4 protein-coding genes are annotated in these 3,899 nt (G+C 73.9%); all 4 read left to right on the forward strand.

From position 1 onward, the window contains the following. Positions 1–452, forward strand: a 452-nt coding sequence (locus MEICH_RS25495) for an ADP-ribosylglycohydrolase family protein (RefSeq protein WP_036219473.1), incomplete at its 5' end; no start/stop codon positions are given. Further along, on the forward strand, positions 449–1,309 hold the full coding sequence (locus MEICH_RS25500) for an HpcH/HpaI aldolase/citrate lyase family protein (protein WP_051304268.1): 861 nt from the start codon (positions 449–451) through the stop codon (positions 1,307–1,309). The genes MEICH_RS25495 and MEICH_RS25500, both read left to right, overlap by 4 nt. Positions 1,310–1,408: 99 nt before the next feature. Beyond that, on the forward strand, positions 1,409–2,593 hold the full coding sequence (locus tag MEICH_RS0115860) for a CaiB/BaiF CoA transferase family protein (protein ID WP_027893422.1): 1,185 nt from the start codon (positions 1,409–1,411) through the stop codon (positions 2,591–2,593). Next, the coding region (locus tag MEICH_RS25505; protein ID WP_169730691.1) for an ADP-ribosylglycohydrolase family protein at positions 2,594–3,899 on the forward strand (1,306 nt) is incomplete at its 3' end.

Raw genomic sequence — 3,899 nt, forward strand, 5'->3', positions numbered from 1 at the left:
CCGCGCGCGGCGTGGAGGAGGTGGTGCGGGCGGGGCTCGAGGCCATCCCCCCCGACAGCCGCCTGGCCCATGCGGTGCGGCACGTCCTCGAGCTGCGCCCCGCCGCGCGCCCGTGGGAGGAGACCCTCGACGCGCTGTACGCGGCCTTCGGGCACTACCACTGGGTGCACGCCGTCAACAACGCCGCGCTGGTGGTGGCGGCGCTGCTCTACGGGCAGGGCGACTACGAGCGCTCCGTCACCGCGGCGGTGATGGGCGGCTGGGACACCGACTGCAACGGGGCCACGGTGGGCAGCGTGGTGGGCGCGCTCAACGGCTGCGTGCCCGCGAAGTGGGCCGCCCCGCTGCGCAACCGGCTGCGCACGAGCCTCAAGGGCTTCGACCACAGCCGCTTCGACGACCTGGCCGCGAGGACGTTCGCGGCCGTCCCCGACCGGTACAAGCGCCCATGAGCCGCGTCCTCCTCTTCGTCCCCGCCTCCGACGAGCGCAAGCTCGAGAAGGTCGCCGCCCTCCAGGCCCCCGCCTTCCTGCTCGACCTCGAGGACGGGGTGGCCGAGGGCCAGAAGGGGGCGGCCCGAACCCTCCTGCAGCGCCTCGCGCCCGCTCTCTACGCGCACAAGCCCTGCTGGGTGCGGGTCAACCCCTTAGACACCGAGCACTTCTACGCCGACGTGCAGGCCGCGCTGTGGCCCGGGCTGCTGGGGGTCAACCTCCCCAAGGTCGAGAGTGCCCTGCAGGTGCAGATCGCCGACTGGTACCTGGGCCAGCTCGAGCGCGAGCGGGGCCTGCCGCCGGGCTCGGTGCGGCTGATGGTCACGGTGGAGACCGCCCCGGGCGTGGAGGCCGTGGAGGCCGTCGCCCGGGCCTCGCGCCGCCTGGAGTGCCTGTGCTTCGGCAACGCCGACTACAGCCGCGACCTGGGGCTCGACTGGCCCGCGCCGGGGGGCGAGCCCTACCCGGCGGTCACGGCGGCCAAGGTGAGGCTGGTGCAGGCCTCGGCCTCGGCCGGCCTCGAGGCCCCCCACGACGGCGCCTCGGCCGACTTCCGCGACCTGGCGGCGCTGGAGCGCGAGGCGCAGGCGGCGAAGCGGCTGGGCTTCGGCGGCAAGCACGCCATCCACCCCGCGCAGGTGCCGGTGCTCGAGGCGGTCTTCCGCCCCACCCAGGCCCAGGTGGCCTGGGCCGAGCGGGTGCTGGCCTATCACGCCCGCCACCCCGAGCAGGGCGCCTTCCAGCTCGACGGCCGCATGGTCGACGCGCCGGTGATCGCGCGCGCGCGGCAGATCCTCGAGGAGTCCCGGCGGTGACCCCCTCCCTCGCCGCCAGGTTCCTGCCGGGGCCCCCCGACCTCAACCGCCGCGCGGCCATCGGCTTCCGCTGCGCGGCCGACCTCCCGACATAAGCCTATGGAAACGTCCAATCCCCCCCGCAACGCCCCCCTGGAGGGGCTCAAGGTCCTCGACCTCTCCAGCCTCTACGCCGGCCCCCTCATCGCCACCACGCTGGGCGACTTCGGCGCCGAGGTGGTCAAGGTCGAGCACCCCCGCGGCGACGACGCCCGCCGCTGGGGGCTGAGCAAGGACGGCGTCCCCTTGTGGTGGAAGGTGATCTCGCGCAACAAGCGCCTGATCACCCTCGACCTCCACCGGCCCGAGGACCAGGCCAAGGCCCGCGCGCTGTGCCGCTGGGCCGACGTGGTGATCGAGAACTTCCGCCCCGGGCGGCTGGAGGGCTGGGGCCTGGGCTGGGATCGGCTGCACGCCCTCAACCCCCGCCTCGTCATGGTGCGGGTCACCGGCTTCGGCCAGACCGGCCCCCGCGCCCAGCAGCCGGGCTTCGGCACCCTGGCCGAGGCCTACTCGGGCTTCGCCTTCATCACCGGGCAGCCCGACGGCCCCCCTACCCTGCCCCCCTTCGGCCTGGCCGACGGGGTGGCCGCGCTGGCCGGCACGTACGCGGTGATGATGGCCCTCTACTGGCGCGACGCCCGGGGCGGGGGCGAGGGGCAGTACATCGACCTCAGCCTCTACGAGCCCCTCTTCAACATCCTGGGCCCCCAGGCCATCGAGTACACCCAGACCGGGGCCGTGCAGCAGCGCGGCGGCAACCGCTCCAGGCGCACCTCCCCGCGCAACACCTACCTCACCCGCGACGGGCACTGGGTAGCGCTCTCGGGGGGCACCCAGGGGGTCGTCGACCGCATGTACCGGGTGATCGGGCGGCCCGAGCTCGCCCAGGACCCGCGCTACAACACCGCCCAGGGCCGCCTCGAGCACGCCGACGAGATCGACGGCTGGCTGGCGGAGTGGATCGGGCGGCACGACCTGGAGGAGGTGCTCGCCCGCTTCGAGGCCATCGAGGCCCCCATCGCCCCGGTCAACTCCATCGCCCAGATCCTGCAGGACCCCCACTACCGAGCCCGCGCCTCCTTCGTGGAGGTGCCCGACGAGGACTTGGGCCGCGTGGTCATGCAGAACGTGGTGCCCCGGCTCAGCCGCACCCCCGGCGCCATCCGCCACCCCGGCCCGGCCACCCCCGACCGCGACCGCGAGTACGTCGAGGGCATCATCCGCCAATACGAGGAGGCCTGAATGGCGCTGCCGGGCGGCTACGCGCAGCGGGTCTACGCCGGGGTGCTGGGCAAGATGATCGGCGTCTTCATGGGCCGCCCCGTCGAGGGCTGGACCTACGCCCAGATCCGCGATCGCTTCGGCGAGGTGCGGGGCTACGTGAACGAGGCGGTGGGCCGGCCCCTGATCATCCCCGACGACGACCTCAGCGGCACCTTCGCCTTCCTGCGGGCGCTGGAGGACAACGGCTACCCCCGCGACCTGCGCTCGGAGCAGGTCGGCGAGGCCTGGCTCAACTACGTCGTCGAGGGGCGCAGCACGCTGTGGTGGGGCGGGATGGGCAACTCCACCGAGCAGACCGCCTACTACCGGCTCAAGCGCGGGGTGCCGGCGCCGCGCAGCGGCAGCATGGGGCTCAACACCCGGCTGATCGCCGAGCAGATCGGGGCCCAGATCTTCATCGACGGCTGGGCCATGGTGGCCCCCGGCGACCCCGACCTGGCCTTCCGGCTGGCGACCGAGGCCGCGCGGGTGAGCCACGACGGCGAGGCGGTCCACGCCGCGCAGGCGCTGGCGGTGATGGAGTCGCTGGCCTTCGTCGAGCCCCGCCTCGAGCGCCTCCTCGACGCGGCTATGGGCTACATCCCCCGCGAGAGCGTGATACGGCGGCTGATCACCGACCTGCGCGAGCTGCGCGGGCACGAGGGCGACTGGCGCCGGGCGCGGGAGTGGCTCGAGGCCCACTACGGCTACGACCGCTACGGCGGCAACGTCCACGTGGTGCCCAACCACGGGGTGATCCACCTGAGCCTGCTCTACGGCGGGGACGACTTCTTAGAGACCCTCATGATCGCCAACACCGCCGGCTGGGACACCGACTGCAACGCCGGCAACGTGGGCTGCCTGATGGGGATCAAGAACGGGCTGGACGCCGTCGACGCCTACCCCCACCTGCGCGAGCCCCTGGCCGACCGGCTCTTCGTCTCCAGCGCCGAGGGCGCGCGCAGCGTCACCGACGCGGCCACCCTGGCCGACGAGATCGTGCGGGCCGGGCACCGGCTGGCGGGGCTGGGGTGGGAGCCGCCCAAGGGCGGCGCGCAGTACCACTTCACCTACCCCGGCTCGCTGCAGGGCTTCTTCAGCGAGGACGGCGCGTGCGCGCTGGCCAACCCGCGGGGCGGGGCGCTCGAGGTGCGCTTCGGCCTCGACGGCTCGGCCCCCCGCGCGGTGTTCGCCCGCGGCTTCCTGCCCCCCGAGGTCCCCGAGCCCCCCGACGCGCCCTACGCCCGCAACCTGGGCGGCGGCTGGAACTACACGCTGCTGGCCT

The sequence above is a fragment of the Calidithermus chliarophilus DSM 9957 genome (assembly GCF_000430045.1).
GTDB classification, from domain to species: domain Bacteria; phylum Deinococcota; class Deinococci; order Deinococcales; family Thermaceae; genus Calidithermus; species Calidithermus chliarophilus.